The organism is Hafnia paralvei (genome assembly GCF_020150375.1).
Lineage (GTDB): Bacteria > Pseudomonadota > Gammaproteobacteria > Enterobacterales > Enterobacteriaceae > Hafnia > Hafnia paralvei.
Window position 1 is genome coordinate 2873048 of sequence record NZ_CP083737.1, and the last position, 26328, is coordinate 2899375.

Sequence of the window (26328 nt, forward strand, 5' to 3'; positions counted from 1 at the left end):
CAGGTAGTCATGACTATGCCCGGAACGTTAGACGTGCTGCAACAAATGTTAGATACCCTGAAAACGCTTGAAGTTGAGCTTGAAAACGAACAGTCACTCCTGTGTGCCGGTCGTGTAGACGCCGTGCGTTTGCAGGCCGCCACGCTGGAAAAAGAGAATCTGCTCGCCACGCTTCGCCATCAGGAACAGCATCGTCATCAAACCGGCGACCAAGCCCCCTATTCAGAACATAGCGACCTCGCTCCCCTTTGGCAGACCATCATGGATCTCACGCAGAGATTGCATGATATGAATCAGCACAACGGTATGCTGCTCAACCAACATCTCACCCGCAATCAGGGTGCGCTCGACACATTAAAAAGCCGCCACGGACAGTCTCTGTATGGCCCCGACGGACAGGCTCAGAGCGGGATGATAACGGGTAGGAAGTTGAGTATTTAGTCAAGTTTGCCTGTCATTACTGGGCTTCATTGATACACCGTAAAGGCGTACGAAATGCCATCTCCGGTTTGGAACGTCAATATCCTATGGAATTACGGTGAATTGTTTCGTTCGCCGGTCAGCAAATGCGTTTCCATGACACCGCTGGCGAAGGCGACCGATGAGGGGCGCCAGCGCGCGCCCCTTCAATCCTCGCGCTTTTTATCCGAGACGCCATCTCCGCTCCGGTTTGGTATCGCCCATCCAGGGCGCCCCAAACTCCGTCACGACATCCCTGTCGTGCCGGCTCTCCCTACCAAGACTTAAACTAAAAACCGTCCAAGCTTTTTGTTTTGATTTTGACCTTTCCGGCACGTTGTTCTTCAGCCGAATAGAGGAATGTAGGCTAGGATTCGCCGACAGGACGTCGGCGAAAGAACGGAGGAGCCAGGATGGAGATTGCCGTTCGTTCCGTTAAAGCCGGAATGACGAGATTCGGGCACCTGCGAAGCAGGCTGAAGGACGGTGCCAAGCTGGGGTGTCGGGGGGCAGCGATTGGCCCCCCGACTCGGACGCCTGCACAATGTTCAAGTAGATTTCAGAGTTCTAGGCGTACGAAATCTGACGCTAGAACAACCACATCTTACCGATAATTCACTATCACCTGCTGGCTCACCACTCTCACCGGTGGATACACCACGCCCTTGCCGGGAATGTGTAGGCTCATCGTGAGCGGTACGGCTGCTGACTCGCCTTGCAGCGCGGCGCTTTGCCCATTGGCGCTGTCTAACCAGAAGCATCGGTTTGGCGAACAGAGTTGTACAGCTAATCCCGCGGGAGCGGGATTGAGTAGCTGATAACGCCATACCACATCCTGAATAACCGCACCGGCGGGAATCGCCACGGGTGGATTGAGTGTGCGGGATGAAACGCTGACGCCTTTGTGGCTCAGTGTTGCCCCCGTGCTGTCTGCCGACCAACTGCCTCCGGTAGCGTTAACTGACAACGGAAGCGTTAGCAGCAAACCCATGAACATAAGACGTTTCATTAAGCGGCACCAATCGTTGAGGTCATACGCAACTGACGGTTCTCGCTGATTTCCATGTTTGAGAGCACCACCATCTGCGGAAGAGAACGGTGCAGGAAACGTGCGAGCAATGGCCGTAGGGCGTGATTAACCAGTAGTACTGGCGGTGCGCCAAGCATCTCTTGACGTTGTAATGCCTGTTTAGCCTGCTCCAGCAGACGATCGGCTAGACCGGGTTCAAGACCGCCTCCGCCCTGAAGCGCTTGCAATAACAGTCGCTCCAGCGGCGTGTCTAAACCGATAACCTGAATTTCACCTTCTCCGGGGAACCACTGCTGAGTAATCGCCCGTCCCAACGCCACGCGGATAACCGCGGTAAGCTCATAGGGATCGCTTTGCGTTGGCGCATGTTCTGACAAGGTTTCAATGATCGTGCGCATATCGCGAATCGATACTTTTTCCGCCAGCAGATTTTGTAGCACTTTGTGTAGCGTAGTCAGGCTGATAGTGCTTGGAATAAGGTCGTCGGTCAGCTTAGGCATCTCCTGCGTGACGCGCTCCAGCAGTTGCTGAGCCTCTTGGCGGCCAAAGAGCTCACTGGCGTGAATCCCAATCAAATGATTGAGGTGCGTCGCAACCACGGTGCTAGATTCAACGACCGTGAAACCTTGTATCTGAGCCTGCTCACGCAACGCGTTATCTATCCAGATGGCCGGTAGACCAAAGGCAGGATCGACCGTTGCCTCACCTTCCAGCGTACCGGCGGCACTGCCTGGATTGATCGCTAACCAGCGACCAGGATGTGCTTCTCCACGCCCTGCTTCGATGCCCTTAAGCAAAATGCGGTAACCCGAAGGGCTCAGCTCAAGGTTGTCGCGGATATGTACCACCGGTGGTAAAAAGCCCATCGTCTGGGCAAACTTCTTGCGAATACTGCGGATACGCCCCAAAAGTTCGCCATTTTGCTGGAAATCGACCATAGGAATAAGTCGATAGCCCACTTCTAAACCGAGCGGATCCGCAAGCTGTACATCTTCCCACGTTGCCTCCACGACCGGAGGTGCTTCAGGTACCACCTGTTCAGCCTGAGACGGCGCTGCTCGTCCTTCACGCTTGCTGATCCAATAAGCAATGCCGAGCAGTGCTGCGGTGAAGAGCAAAAAGACCAGGTTGGGCATGCCCGGTACCAAACCGAGTAAGCCCAGCACCGAGGCGCTAAGGATCATCACGCGCGGATTGCTGAACAGCTGATTCACCATCTGTTCACCGACATCCTGATCGGTGCTCACGCGAGTGACGATAACCCCTGCGGCGGTTGAGATAACCAGCGCGGGGATCTGTGCAACCAAGCCATCACCGATGGTCAGCAATGTATAGGTTTCCGCCGCCTGCCCCACGGGCATACCATGTTGAATCACCCCCACCAGCAATCCGCCGACCACGTTTAGCGCCATAATCATCAAACCGGCAACAGCGTCACCGCGGACAAACTTACTGGCACCATCCATTGAACCGTAGAAATCGGCTTCCTGCGTCACTTCCGAACGACGTTTTTTCGCTTCGTCTTCACCGATCAGCCCTGCGTTGAGATCGGCGTCGATCGCCATCTGCTTGCCGGGCATACCATCGAGCACAAAGCGCGCCCCCACTTCGGCAATACGTCCAGCCCCCTTGGTGATAACCATGAAGTTAATCAATACCAAGATGATGAACACCACGATACCAATGGCAAAGTTGCCGCCCACCAAAAAGTGGCCGAAGGCTTCAATGACTCGACCAGCCGCCGCGCCACCGGTGTGCCCATCAAGCAAAATTACGCGCGTCGATGCTACGTTAAGCGAAAGGCGCAGCAACGTGGAGAACAGAAGAATCGTTGGAAACGCCGCAAACTCTAGCGTGCGTTGGGTGAACATGGCCACCAGCAACACCATGATTGAGAGCGCAATATTAAAGGTAAACAATAAATCCAGAATGAACGGCGGTAGCGGCAGCACCATCATCGACAGGATCATCAGGATAAGTATTGGGCCAGCCAATATTTTCCACTGAGCACCATTCATGCCCTGCATGCGTAACAACGCGGCCAAATTACTCATCGGTGGTCTTCTCTCCGGCAAAATCCAGTGCTTCCGGCACTGGCAAGTTTTGTGGTTTCTTCGGTGCTAATCCGCCCTCTTTTTGCCAACGTTTCAGCTGGTAAACCCAGGCTAAAACTTCAGCAACCGCGGCATAAAGCGTGGCGGGAATATGGTGCCCAATTTCGCTGTGTCGATAGAGCGCACGCGCCAAAGGGGGAGCTTCAAGCTGAGGGATTCGATGCTGATTTCCCAGCTCTTTGATGCGCAGCGCAATCTCACCGGCGCCTTTCGCCAACACTTTTGGCGCACTCATCTTGTTTTCCTGATACTGCAACGCTACCGCATAATGCGTTGGGTTAGTGACGATCACATCCGCTTTGGGTACATCGCTCATCATACGGCGGCGCGCAGCGGCACGCTGTTGCTGACGGATTCGCCCCTTAACATGTGGATCACCCTCTTGTTCTTTGAATTCGTCTTTAATTTCCTGCTTGGTCATTTTTAGTTTGTTGAGGTTGCTCCAGATTTGATAGAAAACGTCAAACGCCACCATCGGAACCAGACCGAGAACGATCAACAGCCCGCACATGCCAATCAGATGCAGTGCATCCCCCATGGCATCAAGCGGCGACTCGGCAATCAGCGCCAACATCTGTCCCCAATAGTGCCAGAGAAACCATCCGGCAACCCAACTCACCAAAATGACCTTCAGCACGCCCTTCAGCAACTCCGCTAACGCCTGACTGGAAAACAGGCGTTTCAAGCCCGAGAGTAGGCTCATTTTGCTTAAATCAAATTTGATCGACCCAGGATTAAAGAAAAAACCGCCAATCAGCATGGGGGCGGCCCATCCCACTAGCATCAGGCCAAGTAGCACCGGCATTAGCGCGGCAACGGCCTGTTGCAGCAGGTTACCCAACTGTCTCAGCATCTGTTTGTCATTGCTGATCAGCAACTGATCAAACTGCAGGCCTTGCGAAATCATCGCAGCCAGTTGGCGCGCCAAATGCTCACCGCCGATCAGTAGAATGGAAATACCGGCAGCCAACATCAGCATTGACGTGAGCTCACGCGAACGCGGTACTTGCCCTTTCTCACGCGCTTTTTCAAGTTTGTGGGATGTGGGGTCTTCTGTTTTTTCCAGATCGCTATCTTCTGACACCGCGCAAGCCTGAACCAAAGATGAAAATAAGTCAGTGCATAGGATGACAGAGGAGAAAAAAAGCCATAGCGGGAATAAAGGGGGGAAATTTAGGTTTATTGGGTGATCGAAAGTAAAAGATGTCAGCCCCCTCATCTTTTGCGAGGGGGCTAAAACGAGCGGATAAAGCTCATAGCCGAAGTATCGTTAACAATCAACCACCTTGCTCAAATCACCTTTCTCCGCCTGTATCTCTTCCTGAGCGAAGAAGTCGAGATTGAAGTAGGTATCTTCGGTAAGCAATTCTACTTTATGCCAGTACTGTGGCGGTGAAACCCCAAACTGACCTGCATGAATGGTGAGCTCAATTTCAGGCGTTTGTGCCTGCTCATTAGCGAAACCGTAGTATTTCACCGCACCTTGCATGACCGATAAACGACCATATACACCGGCTTTGGTGTTGTGGTGGCTCAACAGCGCAGCCGGAACGGTTTGACGATTAAAGAACGGAGTACTGCGAGTGACACGATAATTTGCTGGGATTTTAAACATATATCCACCTCTACATTGATAGTTGACGCAGTAGCGTTAAACCTTGCATTTGAGCCGAACCGCCCGCGATATAGGCGACGAGTTTGTCATTACGATAACCTTTCGCTAACAAGCCGTCGGGCATCTCTTCTGTCTGCCAAGTCACATCATCGGCGCATGTTTCCCCGGCTAGCTGTATCGGGAAGCGTGGCGTTTTTACATTAATTGGCATGATCGGCAGCGATACGTGGGTTGGCTCACCGCTGAGCGTTTTTGCCAGCGCCGCTGCGCTTTGCGAAATGGGCTGTAAAAACGGCCAGAGGCGCCCTTCAATTTGGGCAACATCGCCTAGCGCATAGATATAGGAGTCAGACGTACGTAGCTGGTTGTCCACCACAATGCCCCGTTCTACGTTTAACCCTGCTTGAGCGGCAAGCTCAATATTTGGACGTAACCCCGCAGCGCAAATCACATGATCGAACTCACGCACTTCTCCGCGGGTGAACGTCGCTCGTACACCCTGTGGCAGCCGTTGTAACATTTCCAGCGTGTTATTCAGCATGAGCTCACAGGAGAGATCGCGCAGCACCGTGGACAAGCGCTGGGCAGCAAACTCAGGCAATAGGCTGGCGAGAAGATACGGCGACGGATCGCATACGGTAACTCGCTTACCAGCCACAGCCAGATCGTGGGCAATTTCAGTGCCAATCAATCCGCCACCAATGACCAGAACGCGCTGTCCATACGCCATACGCTCACGCAGATAGAGATATTCCTGCAGGCTGTTAAGCGTCAGTATTTCTTCGCGAGCATCCCCCGCAATGGGGGGAATAAAAGCGCGCGCTCCCGTTGCCAGCACGAGTTTGCTGTAGGCCAACGTGCGTCCGTTGACCTGAACGGTGCGTTGGTTGGGATGAATAGCCTCAATCCGTTGCCCATTGAGCAACATCATTTTCAATTCCTGACGGAGTTCTTCCGCCGTTTTGCGCGTGAGATGCTGCGCCGTTTGCTGCTGGCTAAATGCATGGCTCAGTTGGGGTTTAGAATAATCCACACCGTCATCGGCGCAGATCATCACCAGCCCCGAGCTGGCCTGCAAGCGACGCACATTGCGCGCCAGTTGTAATCCTGCGTGACCGCTACCCACGATGATAAGAGGATGATTATCTGCCATCATGTTGTCCTTAATCTGCAGGGTAAAAATCATCTTTGCCCATCAGACATACTGGGCACAGGAAACTTTCGGGTACATCCTCCCAAGCGGTGCCGGCAGGTACTCCTTGGTTAGGCTCGCCCAGCTCGGGATCGTAGACCCAAGAGCAGGTGCGGCAGATCCATTTGCCTGACGTTGCTTTTTCTGCCCCGCCGCAGCCCGTGTCACAACAGGCGGGAATACCAAATTGGCGAGCGAACTCGGCGCCAAAAGCTTCACACTGAGTGACCGCGTCTTCGGTCGGTTTCCATTCGGCTTTAATACCTCGCATCATCATGAAACCGCAGTCTTGTAGACGAGAGGAGATCCGATCGACCGCCCCACCGCTCCAGCCGTGGCTACCAAATGCTGCTGCACTTTTCCCAGTAAAACGTAGCCCCTGCATCTCTTCCAATAATCCTGCCACCTGCGGCAACATAACGTTGTTTACCGTCGGCGAGCCCACCAGAATACCTTTGGATTTAAACACTTCCGTCAGCACGTCGTTTTTGTCGGAGTTAGCGAGATTAAATTGTTTCACCACCACGCTGGGATCGGCTTGTCGTATCCCGCGAGCAATGGCCTCAGACATGGTTCGAGTGCCATTCCACATGGTGTCGTAAATCAGCGTAATTTGGTTTTCTTGATAGCTATCGGCCCACTTCAGATAGTTTTCAACGATTTGTGCCGGGTTATCGCGCCATATGATGCCGTGTGAAGTACAGATCATGTCGAGAGGTAAATTCAGGGATAACACTTCTTCAATTTTTTTGGTTACCAGCTTGCTGAAAGGCGTCAGGATATTGGCGTAATACTTGATGCACTCGTTGTACAGCTCGTTTTGGTCAATCTCATCATTGAATAAACAGGCGCTGGCGAGGTGCTGACCAAAGGCATCATTGCTGAACAGCAAAGCATCTTCGGTCATGTAGGTCATCATGCTGTCAGGCCAGTGCAGCATGGGGGCTTCAACAAAGACCAACTTTTTGCCGTTGCCAATATCAATGGAATCACCGGTTTTCACAACACGGAAATTCCAGTCCTGATGGTAGTGACCTTTGATTGAATTAACCCCGTTCGCGGTGCAGTAAATTGGCGTATTGGGTATTTTCGCCATCAACGCAGGCAGCGCACCGCTATGATCGCTCTCGGCGTGGTTAGCGATGATGAAATCGATTTTATTTAAATCGATTTCGCGTTCGAGATTAGCAACAAACTCGGCGGCATAGGGGGTCCACACCGTATCAATCAGAACATTTTTTTCTTCTTTAATCAGATAGCTGTTATAGCTAGAGCCTTTGTGGGTTGAATACTCGCTGCCGTGAAACTCGCGCAGTTCCCAATCTTGTTTACCGACCCAATAGACGTTGTTTTTTACCTGAATAGCCATGAACCACTCCTGATTATTTTCCACTCTTAAATATGCATTTCAAATGCGTCTTTTTGATTATGGTATTTAATATGCATTTTAAATGCAACTTAAAGAGCGATTTTTTCAGAGGGTAATACTTAAGGAGTAGATTCAATGCAAAAGCCAGTCCCCCTGATGCGGGGACTGGAATGGCAACGGATGGAGAAAACGGGGAAAATTATGTGGGGATAGACTAAACTTTTTGGAACATGCCCTCGCCCAAATAGTGGTTTTCGTCCTTTACTCCCGGTAATACAAAGAAGTAACCACCACCGATAGGCTTTATGTACTCTTCTAGCGCCTCGCCATTCAGGCGCTTTTGCACCGTGATAAATCCTTTATCCAGATCGTGTTGATAGCAGACAAACAGTAGTCCCATATCCAGCTGCCCTGAATTGGAAACCCCCTGCGAATAGCTATAGCCACGACGCATCATCAAGCTGCTGTGCGTTTCTTTAGTGCGCGGATTGGCTAAGCGAATATGCGCATCAAGCGGGATAACTTTTCCGTCGGGATCCCTGCTGTAATCAGGCTCATCATGTTCATGATTCATCCCCAGCGGAGCACCACTGGCCTTGTCACGCCCAAAAATAGTCTGCTGCTCTTGCAGTGGCGTACGATCCCAGAACTCAACGCGAAAACGGATGATACGTACTGCCTGATAGCTGCCACCCACCGTCCAAGCTGGCTCTTGTTGATCGGCCGTCACCCAAACAATATCGTCCATCAGCGGCTTATCGCTGGCATTGGGATTGGCCGTGCCATCTTTAAAACCGAGCAGGTTGATCGGTGTTTCTTTACCTTGGCTCTGCGCCGCATGGGTGGAAATAAACCCCTCGCGCCGCCAGCGTACGCTAAGCAAATCAGGCGTATATTTGATAATGTCGCGTAGCGCGTGGATCACACTGTCATTACTGTTGCTGCAAATTTGCAATAACAGATCGCCGTGGCAAATATTGGCATCAAGAGAATCGTTGGGGAAACGCGTCATCTTTTGCAACTGCGTAGGTTTTTGAGCCGCGAGCCCAAAGCGTTCATCAAAGAGTGAATTACCCACCGAAACCGTGATAGTGAGGTTATCTGGATAGATATCCGGCCCCATGATCCCTGAATCCAGCGGAGGCAATTTGGCATCGGCATGCGGTGCTTTGCCGCCGTGCGTCAAAAATGCTATCCGCTCGGTGAGTAACTTCATTAAACGCTGTAAATCTTCTGCGTTGGTCGCCAACACATCAAAAGCAACCAACATCGCCGATGCTTGCTGCGGTGTCAGCACACCGGTCTGATGTTCACCATAAAACGGCTGTTTCTGCCAGCGTGCATTTTTCGGTGACGTCGCCGTCGCCAGAGGCTTGGTTCCCGTATCTGCTTTGACCGCGCCACCGAGCGCGAGCGCGCTGCCCAGCGCCCCTGCGCCAATCAATAAACGACGGCGAGAAGGCATTTCTGCCCCCCCAGTCAGCCCGGTGACCGGGCATCCTTTACCACTCATCTTTCCAACCTCAAAACGTTGCTTTTAATCGAGACCTAAAACACCGCGCAGCTGCGCTAAATCTTCTGCCAACGCCGTAATTGGGCCTTTCATCGCGTTGCGATCGGCAGCGGTCAGCTTCTCATAGGATTCATAGCCATCTTTGGTACGATATTTATCCAAAATGGCGTCAACGGTTTTAAAGTTGGCATCAATTTTTGCCAGCAGTTGCGGGTTAGCTTTTTCCAACATTGGGCGCAGCAGGTTAACGATTTTCTGCGCACCATCGACGTTTGCACGGAAGTCCCACAGGTCGGTACGACTGTAGCGATCTTCTTCACCGCTGATTTTGCTGGCAGCCACTTCTTCAATCAAACCCGCCGCGCCGCCAACCACTTTGCTTGGGGCGAAAGTTAAGGTTGTCACACGGTTTTGCAGCTCAAGCACGTCTTTCATCAAGCGGTCAGCGTAGCCATCAGCCCCTTTGGTGGTTTTGTCACCAAACAGCACTTTTTCCAAACGATGGAAACCGGTGAAGTTAGGATCCTGTGCTTTTTGCTCATAGTCGTCTTCGCGCGCATCGATGCTGCCATCAAGATCGGAGAACAACTCAGCAATCGGTTCAATTCGCTCATAGTGCTGGCGCGTAGGCGCATACAGTTTTTGCGCCGTGGCTAAATCACCCTTTTTCACGGCATCAGTGAATGCTTTGGTCTGTTCCACCAGCTGTTTCACTTCTTGCATCACGTAAACTTTGTACTCAGCAATGGGACCTACCAATGCCATAGCATCCGTTTTTGCAGCCGTCGCACCGTCAACAGCTTGAACAATAATTTTGCCCTTAGGATTGCTGAGCAAACCACAGGTCATATCGTATTCACCCGGTTCTAAAGTTGCTGTCATTTTTTGGGTAAAACCGGGAGCAATATTTTCGCGCTCCTCCACGACCATCACGCCTTTGAGAATTTCCCACTCCAGCGCCTTTTGGCTGTTGTTATGCACAATGAACTGGGTTTTCCCGGCAGGAATGGTCAGCGTCATTGGCTCACATTGTTTGTCGTTAACTGAAATTTTGACCTGAGGCAGCGCTTCAGCCGCCAAAGCCGCAGTGGTAGGCAGCGCCAGCAGAGCAAGAGATAACGCGGTGCGGCGGAAAATCTGGATGGACATAACGGTGACTCCCTGACAATTTGTTCAATATTATTTGGTTTTAATTAACGTGACTGACTCGCGTTACGGTTCGCCGCTTCATCAACGGCTCGCTGCGGCATGAAGAAGAAAATCAGTGCTGGTATGAGATAGAGGAAATACACCAGAACTTCGCTGACGGTCGGTGCTTCCTGATAACCGAAAATACCTTCGAGCAACGTTCCCAGAAGTGAATGAGTCGAGAGCACATCGGTGAAATTAAACGCAATATCTTGCAGATAGTTCCAAAGCCCGGCTTCGTGGAAAGCGCGGATGGCTCCGGCTGCTAAGCCTGCGGCAACAAACAGAATAAATAGGCTGGTCCATTTAAAGAACTTAGCCAAATGCAGTTTTACGCCGCCCCAATAGATCATCATACCGACAATGATGGCGCACACTAATCCGAGCACCGCACCAATCGGAGCCTGAATGCCGACATCTTGCTGAAAGGCTGCCAGCAGGAAAAACACGGATTCCAGCCCTTCGCGCGCAACGGCAAAAAACACCATCGCGACTAACGCCCATCCCTGCCCTTTACCTGCATTTAGTGCGTTGTCTATCGCGCCTTCTAAGTGTGTTTTTACCGAGCGAGAAACTTTACGCATCCAAAAAACCATGTACGTCAAAATACCGACCGCAACGACGGCGACAATCCCTTCAAACAGTTCTTGCTGTTTTTGGGGAAACTCACCGGTGGTCTCATTAATAAAAATGCCTAACCCTAAGCAGAGAGCCGCAGCCAAAATAACGCCGATCCACACAATGCCTAGCCATTGAGCGCGTTGGGTACGTTTTAAATAACTGGCGATAAGGCTTACGATCAGTGCAGCTTCAAGCCCCTCGCGGAACATGATGAGGAATGGGACAAACATGTTTTCTCTCTTGCTTGCGCGTAACGCGCATGTAAAGAACGGTAAAAATAATGATACCGATTATCATTACGATCAATAAAAAAACAAGCGCCCAATGCATAATATTTGTGAATTAAAGTGTAGCCAGTTGTTACTCATGGGTATTTGAAATGAAAATAATTTTTAAAAACAAACGAATAGCTTGAACGAAGAAGATAGCCTACTGATATTGAGCTCAGCGTTTGTTCAAAAAAGGTCACTAAAACCGTCGGATATTTTTGCTATCTATCCCAGCTGCGCTGGCCTAACTTATAAAAGTTAAGTATTTGGAGACTGAGCTAATTCAATTGGATAGCTCACTATCAACGAACATTCATTCTGCTTTATTTAGGAGAGTAAAATGTCTTTCACAATGGGTGATAGCGTTCAAAAGATCGGCGGAGGTCCGCGTATGACCGTTTTGGCTGTGAACGGTGATGAAATCACCTGCGTCTGGAATGAGCTAGGTAACGAGAGAAAAGAGACTGTCGATGCCAAGGTGCTAACGCTATACCACGAAGAAGGTGATTTTGGCGTGTGTTAAAGCACTCCCCACAACGCCACACTATTTCTGTGTGGCGTCTAATAACTTCCATGAATTTTCAATATCCTACCTCATTAATCCATTTCGTGAGCTTAAGGCTATCTTAAGTTTAGTTAGGTAAATTTGCCTGATACCAACAGCGTTTTCGCTTATTTTTCGGTTTTGTCATGACAGCAAAAGCCGTTTACTTGCATTTCAGGAGCGTTTCCCTTGCAGCGAAAGGTTTTGAAAGTCAGCTTTTTGTCGCTGACTATTATTCTGGCGATTTATTTTACTCTGGTAGTTAACCTGCCAATCCTGCTGCATTTTTATCATATCCTCACATCGCTGGATAACTATAAACTCGGCTTTGCTATATCAATTCCGCTGGTATTGATCGCCGCACTCAACTTTGTCTTTACCCCTTTTACGTTTAAACCAATTTTTAAACCCTTTTTCTGCATCGTGCTGGTAATCAGTGCCTTTGCAAGCTATGCACAGCTGAAGTACAAAATTATTTTTGATCGTTCAATGATTGAGAATATTTTTGAAACTAACTCTGCGGAAGCCTCTTCATACTATAATTTCTCGGTTGTGCTGTGGGTGCTGTTTACCGGTATTTTGCCCTGCATCCTGCTGATGAAAACCCAGATTGTCTACGCTCATGGCGTCATTGCGCGTTTGGGGCTACGCCTCGTATCCATGCTGGTTTCTCTTCTGATCATCGCGCTCGTGGCTAGCCTGTATTATCAAGACTATGCCTCCGTAGGGCGTAATAACCGCACATTGAATCTTGAAATTCTGCCGACTAATTATCTGTACAGCGCATCGCAATACATTAACCGTCGCTATCTGACTAAGCCGATTCCCTTCCGTAAGATTGGTGACGATGCCAAATTAGTACAGAAAGCCGGCAGCAAGCCTACGCTGGTATTTTTAATTGTGGGTGAAACCGCACGAAATCAGAACCAGCAGCTACAGGGATATCCTCGCCCAACGAATCCTTATACCAGCCAAGAACCGGATCTGATCTACTTCTCTAAAGTCAGCTCGTGTGGCACCGCCACCGCAGTATCCGTGCCTTGTATGTTCTCAAATATGCCACGTACGCATTTCGACAATAATATTGCGCGTAACAGCGAAGGTTTAATGGATATCCTGCAAAAAGCGGGGGTATCAACCTACTGGAAGGACAACGACGAAGGATGCAAAGGCGCTTGCGACCGTATCCCTACACAAATCGTGCCGACCAATAGCGATAAAAATCTGTGTGACGGTGATACCTGCTACGACGCCGTATTGTTGAACGATTTAGACAAGCTCATTCCTAACGACGGAAAAAACAAAACCTTAGCATTCCATCTTATTGGTAGCCATGGGCCCACTTACTATAAAAGGTATCCAAAAGAATTCCGCTTCTTCATGCCTGACTGCCAACGTAGCGATATTGAAAACTGCACTCAGCAGCAGTTGGTTAATACCTACGACAACACCATTCGCTACACCGATTACGTGGTAAGTCAGTTTATTCAGCGGTTAAAAGGCTATGAAAAAGACTATAACGTTGCACTATATTATGTCTCTGACCACGGTGAATCCTTGGGTGAAGACGGACTCTATTTGCATGGTACCCCTTACAAATTTGCACCTGAAGAGCAGACTCGTGTCCCAATGGAAATGTGGTTGTCTGATAGCTATGTGAAAGCGCAAGGTATCGACCGTGCCTGCGTGGCTAGTCTTGCAAAAAACAGCGAGTTTTCTCACGACAATCTTTTCCACACTATGCTGTCAATGATGAATGTGCAGACGAAAGAGTACGATCCTAATCTGGATATTTTGAAAACATGCAGAACACAAAACCCGTAGCGCAGCTGCGGTGTTTAACCTGAAAAACAACGAAAGCCACGAACACGCGTGGCTTTTCTTTTACCCCAAAAAAATAATCACGTGTTCCCCTCAGCAATAGAATTCTAGCACTGCCAACATCTTGATTTATTTGTTCTAACGAACGGCAAGCGTGGACTTTATCACAGACAACCACACAAAAAAGTGGTTATCTACGCGCTTAGTTTGCTGTTTTATTCTGATGTTCATTCATGATAAAACAGTGGGGAATAAACGTTCATATTGCGAGCCTTCTAATGATTAAGTGGCCTTGGAACGCAGGTGCAAATACTCCTCTTGCCAATTACCCTTGGGAAGAGGCTTTAGCTATTCCACTGCTTTCAGCGCTTACCCCTCGTGAACTTCAGAAGCTTACGCTTATCGCCTCAAAATTTTTACAGCTTAAACGTATTGTTCCGCTACAAGATCTCTATATCACACCGCTAATAGAGGCACGCATTGCGCTGCTATTCTCTCTGCCGGTTCTTGAGCTCAGTATTGACTGGCTAGATGGTTTTCACGAGATTCTGCTCTATCCAGAACCGTTCATCTACCATGAAGAGTGGCAAGATGATATCGGGTTAGTCCATGCGGGTCCCATGGTGCAGGCAGGCCAGTGTTCCGCCCAAGGCCCTGTGATCCTTAATCTTATGGATGTTAAAGACTCTTTCGACCTTTCCGGCTACAACCTTATCATCCATGAAACGGCACATAAGCTTGATATGCGTAACGCTGGGGTTGCCAGCGGCGTACCACCGATTGCGTTAAAAGATGTGGCTCAATGGGAGCATGATCTCCATGCGGCGATGGAATCCATTCAAGATGAGATTGACGTGGTCGGCGAAGGCGCGACAAGCCTTGATGCCTATGCAGCGAGTGAGCCAGCAGAGTGCTTCGCTGTGTTATCAGAATATTTTTTCAGTGCCCCTGAGCTCCTCGCCGAGCGCTTTCCAGAGATGTACGCGCACTTTAAAAGCTTCTACCGGCAAGATCCGCTGGAGCGACAACGTCAGTCGCTAGAGCAGGATACGCATTTCTCACATCTCAGCTAACCATATTCACCGTTCCGTTGCAGACATGAATAACTTTCTGGAAATTCCGAGCGGTAAATTCGGGATCGTGACTAATCGCAAGTACCGTCGCACCCCGTTCACGGCTGTGGGATAACCAGCGTTCAAACACCGCAAGCCAAAGCAATCATATTAATAGCAACGCAAATGACGATCAGAACCAGACTACGACTGGAAAAACGGTGTTCCTTTCTCATGTTCACCCTTCTTTAGAGGTAATAACTAATTCGTCATAGCCAGATAACACACAGTGCTGCCGCGAAAACTCGACATCACAGAGCTCACCGATAATAAGTTCTAGCGTTGTTCTGACGATATTCCCTGACATAACATGTCCCGCAATCACTCGCCCCGTTTCATCCGCCACGGACATGTGGAGGTGTTCAAATTGGCTATCGAGAGTTCCCCCTAGCGCAATGACTTCAAACTTCCCTTCAATAAGACTCGTCCACTCACACCCAGCGTAACGCAGAGATACGGACGATAGACTGCCGACAACGGACGCGATCCAGCCGGCCTTGATGTGATTAACTTGAATAAACTGACGAAGTTGCTCTATGAGCTCAGCTCCTGGTTGGAGTCTGAGAGAATAAAACTGGCTCGATGAGACTAAATCCTTAGCACGCATAGTAATTCCAGTGTGTGATTAAACCGTATTATAGTAAGGATAAAAAAATGCTTACTTTGCGATAAAGAACAAACTTTTAGCTTTTTGTGCAGTTAAGCAGCAAACAAACGCATAAATCTAATTAGCCGTTGACAGCGTTATCACTGCTCGCTAAGATTCGCCCCGTTCAAACGATTCCTCTGTAGTTCAGTCGGTAGAACGGCGGACTGTTAATCCGTATGTCACTGGTTCGAGTCCAGTCAGAGGAGCCAAATTCAAAAGCCTGCTTAAGGAAACTTAAGCAGGCTTTTTTGCTTTGATCTTTTCTCTACACTTCGCCGGCTCATCCCCATAGCTTATCCGACAAAAATTATGCAACTCACTATTTGCCTGTGGTGTTAACGGAGAACTTCTCAATACTTCAGTCGGAGAAACTGGCATTTCAAAGATTAGTTTTGATGACATGGCATGTTTAATAAATAAAATTGGCACCCAAGGCCTATCACCTTCTTCATAATAGGGTGCCCTATCAATGCCAACTACGGAGCATAAAAGGCAAGATAACAATTACACAGTTCGCTATTCTGAACACCCTAGCACCTCGCGTTAAGTCTTTTCATCCGAAAAAGCCTGAAGATATGGATGAACTGGATATTTTATCTAGTTAACTCATGTATGTCCCAGATACTTCGGCATATCATTGATGTGAAAATGGACTAATGGCAGTCAGCGTCACTTACTGGCTTATACAGGTTGCTTCTATATATCGGCACACCTATCTGACTCAGTATATGACTTAGATGAACCAGACAGACGCTCTCATATCCTTTTGGTTATTGCCGTATGCATTCATCTTCAATCAAGTTTCTGCTCTCTAAATTATCAGTAATTTGGTATTTATTCGCCGTTTTGCTTACAAGATAAGCGAACAAGCAAAAAAGAACGATTTTGGCTTTACAGCCACAAATGAGATCGCTATTATTCGCCTCGTTCACACGATTCCTCTGTAGTTCAGTCGGTAGAACGGCGGACTGTTAATCCGTATGTCACTGGTTCGAGTCCAGTCAGAGGAGCCAAATTAGAAAAGCCTGCTTAAGGAAACTTAAGCAGGCTTTTTGCTTTCTATCAGTTTTGATAATCCACAGCGGTTTGGGTTCACGCCCAATATTTGTCCCGAGCATATGCGGTAGCAATAATGGGCACACCGTTGGCGCCATGGGTAAAGCATTTGCCAAACGCCGTGCCTTGGATTTCCACCATGCACTGAGCAAACTCACACCACCAGATATGCCAAGAATGGCTCATTTGCCTGTTTTATCAGCAAACGCACCAACAGTGTGATAACAGGCTTTGACAACCCTTAAACGCCTCGCTAATATGCGCCTCGTTCACACGATTCCTCTGTAGTTCAGTCGGTAGAACGGCGGACTGTTAATCCGTATGTCACTGGTTCGAGTCCAGTCAGAGGAGCCAAATTCAAAAAAGCCTGCCTAGTGCAGGATTTTTACTTTTCTGCCCTCCCCCCTCTTTTGCTCACTCAGCACTTGCAGCGAAAACCCCCGCAGTGGAAATCATTCAACAGCGCCAAATCTAGACTTCGTTTTCCGCTAGTGCCCTAAACTCAGAATTTCAGCGTCAGATGGAATACCAGATAAAGAATGACCTTTGAGCGCCAAAACGCGGCGACACGATGTTTAACTTGCTATAAAAACAGCATGTTGCTGATTTGATAAGCAAACGATTCTGAAGTTGGTTTTTAGACTTTACAAGGCACAACAAGCTCGCTATTATTCGCCTCGTTCAAACGATTCCTCTGTAGTTCAGTCGGTAGAACGGCGGACTGTTAATCCGTATGTCACTGGTTCGAGTCCAGTCAGAGGAGCCAAATTCTAAGAAGCCTGCCTAGTGCAGGCTTTTTGCTTTTATGCACGCACGACAATAGCGACGGGCTTCTATAAAGAGTCACAACGTTATTTGCTAGGGATTAATTCGGCAAAACAGAGTAAATCGCCGGAGAGTGGAGTACAGGCAGAGCAGAATGCCCTGCCCGTTGATATTACTTAGATTCGCCTTCGCCAAGCGCTTTAAGCTTCTTAGATAGCTCACGGCGCTCTTTAGACAGATCGGCATTCTTGATGATGTAGTCATCCACGCGATCTTCATAGTTTCCGCGCATATCGGCAATAATCGCCTGAATCGCTTCAACACTCATACCTGGCTTGATGTACTCGCTCAGGTTGTCCAGCAGCAACACGCGCTTTTGGTTGTCACGGATTTTCTTTTCATTATCCACGATTTCACGCTGCAGCTTGTTTTTACGGCGGAACATACGCACAAATTCCAGAACGTTTTGGAAAGTCGGCTTATTCACATTTTCCATCTTGATACCTTTGCTTAAGTAGAAAACTTCAAATCAGGCTGTGACTAACAAGATACCGTTTCACGGCTTCGAGGTATAGCCCCTCACTTTCTTTATATTACCCAGTTTAGCCGGTCGGCAATATGATAAAAACACATCGAATGGTGAATAAAGATGACCAAATGCTGCGTTTTTGCGCAAACGGTCTTTTTTAAAGCAAAAAAATCCGGGCAAGCCCGGATCTTTGATTTATGTTCAAAACTCAGAACATTAGTCTTGCAGCCACTCAGTGTGGAATACACCTTCTTTATCAGTACGCTTATAAGTATGCGCACCGAAGTAGTCGCGCTGCGCCTGAATCAGGTTGGCAGGCAGTACGGCTGAGCGGTAGCTATCGTAGTAAGAGATAGCCGCTGAGAAGGTTGGTGTTGGGATACCGTTTTGTACCGCGTAAGAGACGACGTCACGCAGCGCTTGCTGGTATTCATCGGCGATTTGCTTGAAGTACGGCGCCAACAGCAGGTTAGCGATCGAAGCGTCTTGAGCGTAAGCATCAGTGATTTTCTGCAGGAACTGCGCGCGAATGATGCAGCCAGCGCGGAAAATCTTAGCGATTTCACCGTAGTTCAGATCCCACTTATATTCTTCCGACGCAGCGCGTAGCTGGGAGAAGCCCTGAGCATAAGAAACGATTTTGCCCAGATACAGCGCACGGCGTACTTTTTCAATGAACTCAGCTTTATCACCGCTGAATACCTGTGCTTTAGGTCCAGAAAGTACTTTAGATGCGGCAACACGCTGATCTTTCAAGGAAGAGATATAACGAGCGAAGACAGATTCAGTGATCAGCGACAGTGGCTCGCCCAGATCTAGAGAACTCTGGCTGGTCCATTTACCGGTACCTTTGTTAGCAGCTTCGTCCAGAATCACATCAACCAGATATTTACCGTCTTCATCTTTTTTAGTGAAGATATCTTTGGTGATGTCGATCAGGTAGCTATTCAGTTCACCTTTATTCCATTCGGTAAAGGTGCTGGCCAGATCGTCGTTAGACATATTCAGACCATGCTTCAGCAGAGAATAAGCTTCAGCAATCAGCTGCATATCGCCATATTCAATGCCGTTGTGAACCATTTTTACGTAGTGACCCGCACCATCGGAACCGATGTAGGTGACGCACGCTTCGCCATCTTCAGCAACCGCTGCAATCTTCTTGAGGATTGGGGCTACCAGCTCATAGGCATGCTTCTGACCGCCAGGCATGATGGATGGCCCTTTCAAAGCGCCCTCTTCACCACCGGATACGCCGGTACCGATAAAGTTGAAGCCTTCAGCCGACAATTCGCGGTTACGACGAATGGTGTCTTGGAAGAAAGTATTACCGCCATCGATCAGGATGTCGCCTTTTTCCAGATAAGGTTTCAGAGAGTCGATAGTCTTATCGGTAGCTTCACCAGCCTTCACCATCAACAGGATACGACGAGGCTTCTCAAGGGACTCAACAAACTCCTGCACCGTATAGAACGGCACCAAATTCTTGCCCGGGTTCTCAGCAACGACTTCGTCGGTCTTGTCCGTGGAACGGTTAAAGATGGATACGGTATAACCGCGGCTTTCGATGTTGAGCGCGAGGTTACGCCCCATCACTGCCATACCGACAACGCCGATCTGTTGTTTGGACATTGGAAACTCCTGTCTAAGGGATGATACCTGCGAGGACTCTCCTCACAGCACATGTGTGGCAGCTATGTTAACTCAGCTTGCTATTAATGGGATAGCGATTGATGCGATAGATGTTTCAAGCGTTCAGAAGGTGTACGCATACGTTTGCTAAAACTGTGAGTTTAAAATATAAAAAAAGCCCGCAAGCGGGCTTTTACAATTACGTTACCTAACTGGGCTAATTCTAAAGGATTAATCACCGCCGAACAGGTCACGGGTATACACTTTATCCGCAACATCGGCCAATTGCTCATCCATACGGTTAGAGATAATCACATCAGAACGCGCTTTAAACGCATCCAGATCGCGCATAACCTGCGAGTTAAAGAAAGTATCTTCTTCCATCACAGGTTCATAAATAACGACCTCTACACCTTTCGCTTTGATGCGCTTCATGATCCCTTGGATGGAGGAGGCTCGGAAGTTATCTGAACCACTCTTCATGATAAGGCGATAAATACCCACCGTCTTAGGATGATGCGATAACACGGACTCAGCGATAAAGTCCTTACGCGTACGGTTGGCATCCACAATGGCGCCGATAAGGTTATTCGGCACTGACGAATAGTTAGCAAGCAATTGCTTAGTATCTTTCGGCAAGCAGTAGCCGCCGTAGCCAAACGATGGATTGTTGTAGTGATTACCGATACGAGGGTCTAAACATACGCCATCAATAATCTGGCGCGTGTTTAAGCCAAGAGCCTCTGCATAGCTATCAAGCTCATTAAAGTACGCAACACGCATAGCCAAATAAGTGTTGGCAAACAGCTTGATTGCTTCAGCTTCAGTGGAGTCCGTAAAGAGAACCTTAATATCTTCTTTAATCGCGCCTTCAACCAGCAGCGCAGCAAATTTTTCTGCACGCTCAGAACGCTCGCCAATCACAATACGGGAAGGATGAAGATTATCGTAAAGCGCGCGCCCTTCTCGCAAGAATTCTGGCGAGAAGAAGATATTTTCAACACCCAACTCTTCACGAATTTTCTGCGTATAGCCAACCGGTACCGTCGATTTGATCACCATTACCGCGTTAGGATTAATAGCCATCACGTCTTTAATCACAGACTCAACCGACGAGGTATTAAAGTAATTAGTTTTAGGGTCGTAATCGGTCGGAGTAGCAATAATGACAAAATCAGCACCTTGGTAAGCGTCTTCTTTGTCGATCGTTGCACGGAAATTAAGGGGTTTATTGGTCAGATAATTTTCTATCTCCAGATCGGAAATCGGCGATTTTTTCTGGTTCAACAGATTAACTTTTGACTCGAGAATATCTAATGCCACAACCTCGTGGTGCTGAGAAATCAAAATGCCATTAGAAAGCCCAACATAGCCTGTACCGCTGATTGCTATTTTCATAGCTAGCCTTGGTTAAACGAATAAAGAAATGATTATATACAGCGAACTTAAACGGCGTATCCATCAGGATTGTTTTTTTGCCAATTCCAGCTATCCCGCATCATTTCATCCAGTTGACGAGTCGCTTTCCAGCCAAGTTCTTGCGCAGCTAGTGAGGAGTCAGACCAGCATTCAGCAATATCGCCAGGGCGTCGTTCAACAAGCTTATAACTGATCTTAACACCCGAAGTTTTCTCGAAAGCGCTGATAAGATCCAAGACAGAATAGCCGACTCCTGTACCCAAATTGTACGTTTTGAATGAAAGTCCCTCGTTTTTATGATCTAGCGCCGCAAGATGCCCATCAGCGAGATCCATTACGTGGATATAGTCACGGACTCCAGTCCCATCATTTGTAGAATAATCACTACCGTATACAGACAGGCATTCCAATTTACCAATAGCAACTTGCGCTATGTATGGAAGTAAATTACAAGGGATACCATTCGGATCTTCACCGATCATTCCCGACGGATGTGCTCCGACTGGGTTAAAATAGCGTAAGCAAGTAATGCGAAAATCAGGATTTGCAGACGAAATATCTTTCAAGATTTGCTCAGCCATCAACTTTGACGTGCCATAGGGATTAGTCGTGCCGCCCACTTTACATTCTTCATGCAGGGGGACTGTTTCAGGATTACCATACACCGTTGCTGATGAGCTAAATATTAAACTATTGATACCCGCTGCAATCATCTCATCTAAAAGAACGAGGGTTCCTGTAACATTGTTTTTATAATACTCGACTGGTTTTTGAACAGACTCCCCTACCGATTTAAGTCCAGCAAAATGAATAACATCAGTTATCTTGTGCTGTGCAAAAATATCTTTTAGCGCATTTCGGTTAAGAATATCATCAGTATAGAGTGTTAACGTCTTGCCAGTTAAAGCCTCTACTCGAGATAACGACTCTCTTGAGGAATTGGAAAGATTATCTATAACTACAACATCATCCCCGCGTTCTAAAAGCGCGAGAACAGCATGGGAACCAATATAACCAGCCCCACCAGTCACAAGAATAGCCATACTCACTCCAGAATTTAAACTAACTTAGCCTGCAACTCTTTAAGCCACACTTTGAATTCTCGCCCCTGGGTCGGGTGATTTATGCCATATGCGACAAACGCCTCAGCATAACCAAGCTTTTCACCACAGTTGTATGCTTTGCCCACTAACCGATAGGCCTCAACAGGCAGATGTTGCAACATCGTTGCAATAGCATCAGAAAGCTGAATGCGCTCCCAAGCACCATACCCTGTGGTTTCAAGAATAGGCCATATTGAACTTGAAAGAACGTAGCGGCCTACCGCTGACAAATCAGAGTTATACATCTCAGCATTCTCAGGTTTCTCAACAATAGAGGTCATGCGCGCCGTTTGGCCTGGCTCTAGGACTTCATTATCACAATTAATAACTGAATACTCAGACAAGGCTTCGATAGGCGTAGATTGCACAAGAACCTGACTACGGCCTGTCTCGTTAAAGCGCTCAACCATAGCAGCTAAGTTTTCACTCGCAGCATCAAAAGTTGACTCGTCTAGCAAAATATCTGGCAGCACTACAACGAATGGGTTGTTACCAACTAACGGTTTGGCACAAAGAATTGCATGACCTAACCCCAGTTGCTTATGCTGACGCACGCTATTGATTGTGACACCTTTAGGGCAGATGGACTGCACTTCTGCCAATAACTGGCGCTTAACACGCGCCTCCAACAATGCCTCTAATTCATAAGAAGTATCGAAATGGTTTTCGATTGCATTCTTGGATGAGTTAGTCACCAATACAATTTCTTTGATGCCAGCAGCAAAACACTCGTTAACGATCTTCTGAATCAGAGGAATATCAACTATCGGCAGAAGTTCTTTAGGAATTGCTTTGGTCGCTGGTAGCATTTTCATGCCAAGGCCAGCTACGGGGATGACGGCTTTTAGACTATTTGATTTATGCATTAGACTATCCTTTAAAATTCTCGGTGAGGATACCAATCAGTTTTGCTGAGGCATCATTCTCATCAAATTTCTCTACCGCAATTTTACGGCTAGCTTTCCCCATTGAAACAATCCTCTCAGGATGTTCAATAAAAGCAATCATAGCTTCAACTAAGGCGGCAATATCCCATGGTGGAATCATATAGCCATTGTAACTGTCAATAATAGTCTCACGGCAACCGGGAACATCGGTAGTAATAACGGCCCTCCCTATAGACATTGCCTCCTGAGTGCTGCGAGGAACGCCTTCTCTGTATGAAGGAAGAACGAAAACACTAATTTTCTCTAAATAATTTTTAATTTCACTTATTTGTCCTAGAAACTCGACGTTACCTTCGCTCATCCACTGTTCGACCTGAATTTGATTTATGCCACCAGGGTTATCATCAACAGCGCCAGCGATACTAAACCTTACACTGGGGTATTTGCTCTTAATAATCTTAGCTGCCTCAACAAATTCTCGAACGCCTTTCTCAACCAACAGACGAGAAATCATGCCAAAATGGATGCTGGTTATTGTAGGTTCAACATATCCATAATAGTCAGTGTTAACACCAATACCACCAATTATTTCCTTTCCCCTTATGCTTATTTTATTTTTAACAATAAGATCCTCATAGTCATTTTCATTTAAAAACAAAACCTTTTTTGCTAATGGCAAAGAGGTTTTATATAAAAAAACTTGAATCCCTCTTAATGTTTTTTTTCGCCAAGAATCTGAGATTAAATGTTTAGTAAAGCAAAAACCAAGCCCTTCCAATAACAAATAAATATTTTTCACTCCTGCAAAATATGCAGCAAAAGAACCAAAAATAACAGGCTTGGGAAAAAAACAAAGTACTATATCTGGTGCAAGTTTTCTGATTTTTCTGGATAGACTATAGGTATGAATAAAATCAGAAATAGGATTAGTTCCTGAACGAGAAAAATCATAAGAATGTGGCACAGCCCCCATATTCCGTATTTTTTCAAAATTGACCTCATCACAATCCATTGTTAAAGTGGTAACAATCATGCCTTTAGACACCAACAAATTTATAACCTTTTCTCTAAATAAAATTATCGTCTCTGATTTATTACCAATTAATAGAACTCTCATGTGACCACCTGTTTATTATCTTCTACCAGCACAAATCAGTGACAAAGATTAATGTCCATAGTAATGGTATAACCGAATTCATTCATAATAAATTGTGACATCAGCTTGTGGCTATTTAATATTCATTATAAATTGACAGCCAACGCTTAGATATCACGTCTAGGGAATAGTCAGATTCAACAATACGTCTAGCATTTTCGCCTCGGGTGATTATTTCGTCAATTGGCATTTGTAATGCATAATCTATTGACTCTGCTAATTTTACATGATCCTTTATTGGAACCAAAATTCCACTATCTCTAATCATTTCCTTAACCCCCCCACTGTCCGTGCCAACGACAATACGCTTACAAGACATAGCCTCTGCAACAACTAACGGAAGCCCTTCCCACTGGGAAGCTAAAACAAACATATCACAAGCTGACATCCACTCAGCTACATCACTCCTCAACCCAAGCCAATGAACTCGTTCATCTATTTCCAACGAAGTAGCAAGAGTTTTCAATGCGTTTTCTAAATGTCCAACACCAATAATTGCTAGTTGACAATCACTCTGATCTTTGAGTAAGGAAAATGCCTTTAATAAATTTGGATAATCTTTAGCTTCGGTTAAACGACCAACTGCTAATATTAATTTTACAGAATCACAAATACCAACCTCTTTTCTTTTTTTATCTCTACTGCTAGAGTTGAATTGAAATTTAGCAATATCAATACCATTCCCCATAACAATCATCCGGCCGTCTGGAGCTGCTTTTTTCTGCAAGAAACTGGCCAGCGCATCTTGGCTCACATTGGTAGATATATTAGCTAAGCGATCAGTCAGTTTATAAGCCAGCATCCTTATCTTCCCACCTTCATTTGTATTATGTGCAGTACAAATTAAAGTTGGATATTTTGTCACTAATCTTAACAACCTAGCAAAAATATTAGCATGAACCATATGGCTATGTACTACGTCTGGTTCAAATTCTTTTATTATTTTTCTAGCTTTAAAATATGCAGAGATGAAACCTAGTGGTGTTTTTTTCATATTAAGGTTCATAACCGCTACAGACTGTTCGGATGGCCTATTATTTACATCTCCGCCAAGTACAACAAATAAGACCCGATGTCCCAATTGAACATATTTATCAGCAAGATCACATACTTGTCGCTCAGCGCCCCCCATACCTAGTCCAGTAATCATAAATAATATTTTCATCTTGAAATTTACCTAGAAGCCTCAAGTTTAGAAGAAGAGAATTTATATTGGGCCAAATCAAAAAGCCCACTATTTTCATTGTATAAGTATGAAGTATTTATATTCAGTTGGAGAAAATCAATTGGTGCTATTGGATTTCTAAAATATGAGGCCAAATTAAGCACTATAAAAACAGCAAAGAAACAATACTTACATAATAGATCTTTCCTGATATATCCAGATAAGTAAAAAGGCTGTTTTGAAAAATAAAAAATCAAAACAAAATAGAAATAATAAGCAACTCGACCAAACAATGGAATTGAAGAACTCAATAAGTGTATTAATGCACCAATGAAAATCATCCGTAATAGGCTATTATCAACGCCAACCACCTTGCTTCTTAATTTAAAATTATATAAAAATATAAACACGAAATCTAATATATTTAAAAACCCTAGTTTTATTTCCACTTCTGATAAAGAAAGATAATAGTCAATTTTAGCAAAAATGAAACTGATGTTAGATAACGAACTGAATATTGGTTTTAAGAAAAGCAATCCGAAGAAAATAAATACAAACGAAAATAGCGAGAAAAGAAAAAAATTATTATCTTTTTTAGTCTTAAGTAAAACAAAAATAGGAATAGTTATCAAAGCTGAAGCATGAAAACATGCGGCACCAAGAACCCATACCAAATAATTACGCCTAATATAGGCGTAATTTAAAAAGGAGTAAAAAACCATAATACATGCGATAAATTGTCTTAGTTGTTCTAATATCAACGAAAAACCTAACGATAAAACTAAAAAAGCAAAAAAAATTGCTGCGTTGCATTTATATTTATACAAGATTAATGCTAAAAACGACAAGGAGATAAAATAAAAAGATAAAATTGACAATCCAAAACTGTCAGAAAAAAAATACAGAAGACTTTTAAATAACAAAACGAAACCAAATTCAAAACTAGAAAAAGGCTCTCCAGCGCCTAAAAATGAAAGAAAATATATACTCCAGTCATTACCATTCAAATAAAAAAAAGAAATAAAAAGTGAAAGCCATACTATACAAAAAATAGATATCATTTTCCTCAAATCAGATTTCACCTCCCACCAGAATATAGAGAATAGAAACAGAGGGATTGACA

The 26328-nt window shown here is 46.4% G+C and carries 23 protein-coding genes and 4 tRNA genes; 8 read left to right on the forward strand and 19 right to left on the reverse strand.

Going from position 1 to position 26328, the window contains the following annotated elements; translation table 11 throughout:
* The first annotated feature begins 15 nt into the window (after positions 1–15).
* Positions 16–441, forward strand: coding sequence for a flagellar protein FlgN (locus K9N75_RS13645; protein WP_008813851.1), 426 nt, complete (start codon positions 16–18; stop codon positions 439–441).
* 622 nt (positions 442–1063) lie between these two features.
* Here the strand turns inward: K9N75_RS13645 and K9N75_RS13650 are convergent.
* From K9N75_RS13650 to efeU, 9 genes are all read right to left on the reverse strand, one after another.
* Complete coding sequence (locus K9N75_RS13650) at positions 1064–1468, reverse strand: flagellar protein FlhE (protein WP_039186280.1); 405 nt, start codon at positions 1466–1468, stop codon at positions 1064–1066.
* Positions 1468–3543, reverse strand: a complete 2076-nt coding sequence (gene flhA / locus K9N75_RS13655) for a flagellar biosynthesis protein FlhA (RefSeq protein WP_224451732.1) — start codon at positions 3541–3543, stop codon at positions 1468–1470. Before flhA ends, K9N75_RS13650 begins: the two co-directional genes overlap by 1 nt.
* A complete protein-coding gene (gene flhB / locus K9N75_RS13660; RefSeq protein ID WP_008813854.1) occupies positions 3536–4687 on the reverse strand; it encodes a flagellar biosynthesis protein FlhB in 1152 nt (383 codons plus the stop codon). Before flhB ends, flhA begins: the two co-directional genes overlap by 8 nt.
* Positions 4688–4873: 186 nt before the next feature.
* Positions 4874–5218, reverse strand: coding sequence for a TehB family protein (locus K9N75_RS13665; RefSeq protein ID WP_004092077.1), 345 nt, complete (start codon positions 5216–5218; stop codon positions 4874–4876).
* Between the two features lie 10 nt (positions 5219–5228).
* Positions 5229–6404, reverse strand: a complete 1176-nt coding sequence (gene norW, locus K9N75_RS13670) for an NADH:flavorubredoxin reductase NorW (protein WP_224451733.1) — start codon at positions 6402–6404, stop codon at positions 5229–5231.
* Positions 6382–7779, reverse strand: coding sequence for an anaerobic nitric oxide reductase flavorubredoxin (gene norV, locus K9N75_RS13675; protein WP_039186255.1), 1398 nt, complete (start codon positions 7777–7779; stop codon positions 6382–6384). Before norV ends, norW begins: the two co-directional genes overlap by 23 nt.
* Before the next feature lie 214 nt (positions 7780–7993).
* On the reverse strand, positions 7994–9292 hold the full coding sequence (efeB, locus tag K9N75_RS13680; protein ID WP_224451734.1) for an iron uptake transporter deferrochelatase/peroxidase subunit: 1299 nt from the start codon (positions 9290–9292) through the stop codon (positions 7994–7996).
* Between the two features lie 24 nt (positions 9293–9316).
* Positions 9317–10441 carry an iron uptake system protein EfeO gene (efeO, locus tag K9N75_RS13685; RefSeq protein WP_061059928.1) on the reverse strand — a complete coding sequence of 375 codons (1125 nt, stop codon included), beginning with the start codon at positions 10439–10441 and terminating at the stop codon, positions 9317–9319.
* 44 nt (positions 10442–10485) lie between these two features.
* Positions 10486–11331, reverse strand: a complete 846-nt coding sequence (gene efeU / locus K9N75_RS13690; protein ID WP_008813859.1) for an iron uptake transporter permease EfeU — start codon at positions 11329–11331, stop codon at positions 10486–10488.
* Between the two features lie 379 nt (positions 11332–11710).
* Between efeU and K9N75_RS13695 the strand changes: the two genes are divergently transcribed.
* The 3 genes from K9N75_RS13695 to mtfA all read left to right on the forward strand — a co-directional run bounded on the left by K9N75_RS13695 (position 11711) and on the right by mtfA (position 14808).
* Positions 11711–11893 (forward strand): GDFGVC terminal motif YodC-like protein, encoded by a 183-nt coding sequence (locus K9N75_RS13695; RefSeq protein WP_130955372.1) that lies wholly within the window; start codon positions 11711–11713, stop codon positions 11891–11893.
* A 210-nt stretch (positions 11894–12103) separates the two neighbouring features.
* On the forward strand, positions 12104–13738 hold the full coding sequence (locus K9N75_RS13700) for a phosphoethanolamine transferase (protein WP_224451735.1): 1635 nt from the start codon (positions 12104–12106) through the stop codon (positions 13736–13738).
* 275 nt (positions 13739–14013) lie between these two features.
* On the forward strand, positions 14014–14808 hold the full coding sequence (gene mtfA, locus K9N75_RS13705; RefSeq protein WP_224451736.1) for a DgsA anti-repressor MtfA: 795 nt from the start codon (positions 14014–14016) through the stop codon (positions 14806–14808).
* A gap of 217 nt (positions 14809–15025) precedes the next feature.
* Here the strand turns inward: mtfA and K9N75_RS13710 are convergent, their stop codons facing one another.
* Complete coding sequence (locus K9N75_RS13710) at positions 15026–15454, reverse strand: PPC domain-containing DNA-binding protein (protein ID WP_039186236.1); 429 nt, start codon at positions 15452–15454, stop codon at positions 15026–15028.
* Positions 15455–15629: 175 nt separating this feature from the next.
* Between K9N75_RS13710 and K9N75_RS13715 the strand changes: the two genes are divergently transcribed.
* Positions 15630–15705: transfer RNA gene (locus K9N75_RS13715), tRNA-Asn, on the forward strand.
* A gap of 728 nt (positions 15706–16433) precedes the next feature.
* Positions 16434–16509: transfer RNA gene (locus tag K9N75_RS13720), tRNA-Asn, on the forward strand.
* Positions 16510–16588: 79 nt separating this feature from the next.
* Here the strand turns inward: K9N75_RS13720 and K9N75_RS13725 are convergent.
* On the reverse strand, positions 16589–16738 hold the full coding sequence (locus tag K9N75_RS13725) for a hypothetical protein (RefSeq protein ID WP_166713316.1): 150 nt from the start codon (positions 16736–16738) through the stop codon (positions 16589–16591).
* 92 nt (positions 16739–16830) lie between these two features.
* On the opposite strand from K9N75_RS13725, the gene K9N75_RS13730 reads away from it, so the two are divergent.
* Both K9N75_RS13730 and K9N75_RS13735 read left to right on the forward strand, forming a co-directional pair.
* Positions 16831–16906: transfer RNA gene (locus K9N75_RS13730), tRNA-Asn, on the forward strand.
* A 336-nt stretch (positions 16907–17242) separates the two neighbouring features.
* Positions 17243–17318: transfer RNA gene (locus tag K9N75_RS13735), tRNA-Asn, on the forward strand.
* A gap of 171 nt (positions 17319–17489) precedes the next feature.
* Here the strand turns inward: K9N75_RS13735 and tmaR are convergent.
* The 8 genes from tmaR to K9N75_RS13775 all read right to left on the reverse strand — a co-directional run bounded on the left by tmaR (position 17490) and on the right by K9N75_RS13775 (position 26287).
* A complete protein-coding gene (gene tmaR / locus K9N75_RS13740) occupies positions 17490–17813 on the reverse strand; it encodes a PTS system regulator TmaR (RefSeq protein ID WP_004089583.1) in 324 nt (107 codons plus the stop codon).
* Between the two features lie 249 nt (positions 17814–18062).
* Positions 18063–19475 carry an NADP-dependent phosphogluconate dehydrogenase gene (gnd, locus tag K9N75_RS13745; protein ID WP_039186182.1) on the reverse strand — a complete coding sequence of 471 codons (1413 nt, stop codon included), beginning with the start codon at positions 19473–19475 and terminating at the stop codon, positions 18063–18065.
* A 231-nt stretch (positions 19476–19706) separates the two neighbouring features.
* A complete protein-coding gene (locus K9N75_RS13750) occupies positions 19707–20873 on the reverse strand; it encodes a nucleotide sugar dehydrogenase (protein ID WP_064573517.1) in 1167 nt (388 codons plus the stop codon).
* A gap of 47 nt (positions 20874–20920) precedes the next feature.
* Positions 20921–21937 carry a UDP-glucose 4-epimerase GalE gene (gene galE / locus K9N75_RS13755; RefSeq protein WP_224451737.1) on the reverse strand — a complete coding sequence of 339 codons (1017 nt, stop codon included), beginning with the start codon at positions 21935–21937 and terminating at the stop codon, positions 20921–20923.
* Positions 21938–21951: 14 nt separating this feature from the next.
* Positions 21952–22863, reverse strand: a complete 912-nt coding sequence (locus K9N75_RS13760; RefSeq protein WP_224451738.1) for a sugar phosphate nucleotidyltransferase — start codon at positions 22861–22863, stop codon at positions 21952–21954.
* A 4-nt stretch (positions 22864–22867) separates the two neighbouring features.
* Positions 22868–24001 (reverse strand): glycosyltransferase family 4 protein, encoded by a 1134-nt coding sequence (locus tag K9N75_RS13765; protein WP_224451739.1) that lies wholly within the window; start codon positions 23999–24001, stop codon positions 22868–22870.
* Between the two features lie 115 nt (positions 24002–24116).
* The gene (locus tag K9N75_RS13770) at positions 24117–25205 is read right to left on the reverse strand and encodes a glycosyltransferase (protein WP_224451740.1); all 1089 of its coding nucleotides are present in this window, start codon (positions 25203–25205) and stop codon (positions 24117–24119) included.
* A gap of 8 nt (positions 25206–25213) precedes the next feature.
* The gene (locus K9N75_RS13775) at positions 25214–26287 is read right to left on the reverse strand and encodes an EpsG family protein (protein ID WP_224451741.1); all 1074 of its coding nucleotides are present in this window, start codon (positions 26285–26287) and stop codon (positions 25214–25216) included.
* Positions 26288–26328 lie beyond the last annotated feature (41 nt).